This is a genomic window from Vibrio sp. Vb0667 (assembly GCF_033391095.1).
Map to the genome: position 1 here is coordinate 1 of NZ_JAWPOL010000346.1, position 1,092 is coordinate 1,092.

Sequence of the window (1,092 nt, forward strand, 5' to 3'; positions counted from 1 at the left end):
CTTGTTTCGAAGATCTAGATTGCCATAGTTGTCGATGTGGCCAAATTTGGAATAGTAATCGAGCTCGTAAGCACTAGGAGACGAGCTAAATGTAATTAACGCGAGGGCGAAAGGGATGAAACGCATAACGATTACTTTCCAATAAAAACGACAAAAGCATAACCTAAAGAGTCAGTGACGGCTATATCGGCCTGAGCTTAACTCGCCGTTGTTCGTAACGACGTGGAGGAATATCTGAGAATTAGAAGTAAGAACAAATTGCTAGAATATGAGATTCTGCCAAGAACCTGAAATACTTCCTTGCTAGTATTGTTCGGGCATAAGGGGATATTCATGAAGTTTAAAAGAGTTTCTATTTTTACTCTGAGCGCCATGGTCGCGCTATTGTCTGGTTCAGTTTTTGCCAAATCTTACAGTACGCCGGAGTCAAAGGCTTTGGTGGTTGCTGATGGTAAAATAGGCCAGCGAATTTGTTACTACGAAGATAAAGCCTATACCGCTGGTGCGGTAATCAAAGTCGATGATGTGCTTTTGGTGTGCTCTGATGAAAACGACTACGAAACCAATGGGTCGTTAAAGTGGGTCGTGTTGAAGCAAAAGAAGTGATTTAGATAAGAATAAAGCGAGCTCGTTGCTCGCTTTAAATTGAATTAACGCGCTAGAGAGCGAGTTTTCAGTTCAAAAATAAGCTTTTCTGCACTTACTTCAAACTTGAATCGAGCGGTTAGCTCTTTAGATTCTTCTGTCAGCTCTGACACATTGTATTCAACGCCAGCGCAGACTGATTTAGCTAGTTCGATGTATTTCGCTAACTCAGACTCTAATGCATCTTTAGTCTCTGCGAAAATCGTTACGTCAGCAACCTCGTCGCCTTCTTTGATGATGAAACCAATCTCACCAGCACAGCCACAAGCTTCACATACTTGGCTTTCTTCTAATTCGACACTCATAACGAATCCTCTTGTAAAAACTAAGGGTATTCTAGCAGGTATTTGATCTGTATCTACAAAAATGAGCAGTTTCGTATAAAAATACAACAGTATGTTGTTTTGTTAATTGCCGGTTAACGATTGGGGGAGTAAGTCAACAATA

Annotated in this window: 2 protein-coding genes; one reads left to right on the forward strand and one right to left on the reverse strand. The window is 40.8% G+C overall.

The window, feature by feature from the left end; all coding sequences use genetic code 11:
* The first annotated feature begins 333 nt into the window (after positions 1 to 333).
* Positions 334 to 606: a YnjH family protein gene (locus tag R8269_RS25795; protein WP_005498191.1), complete on the forward strand. Its 273-nt coding sequence runs from the start codon at positions 334 to 336 to the stop codon at positions 604 to 606.
* Between the two features lie 44 nt (positions 607 to 650).
* Here the strand turns inward: R8269_RS25795 and R8269_RS25800 are convergent, their stop codons facing one another.
* Positions 651 to 950, reverse strand: a complete 300-nt coding sequence (locus R8269_RS25800) for a YfcZ/YiiS family protein (RefSeq protein WP_005488152.1) — start codon at positions 948 to 950, stop codon at positions 651 to 653.
* Positions 951 to 1,092 lie beyond the last annotated feature (142 nt).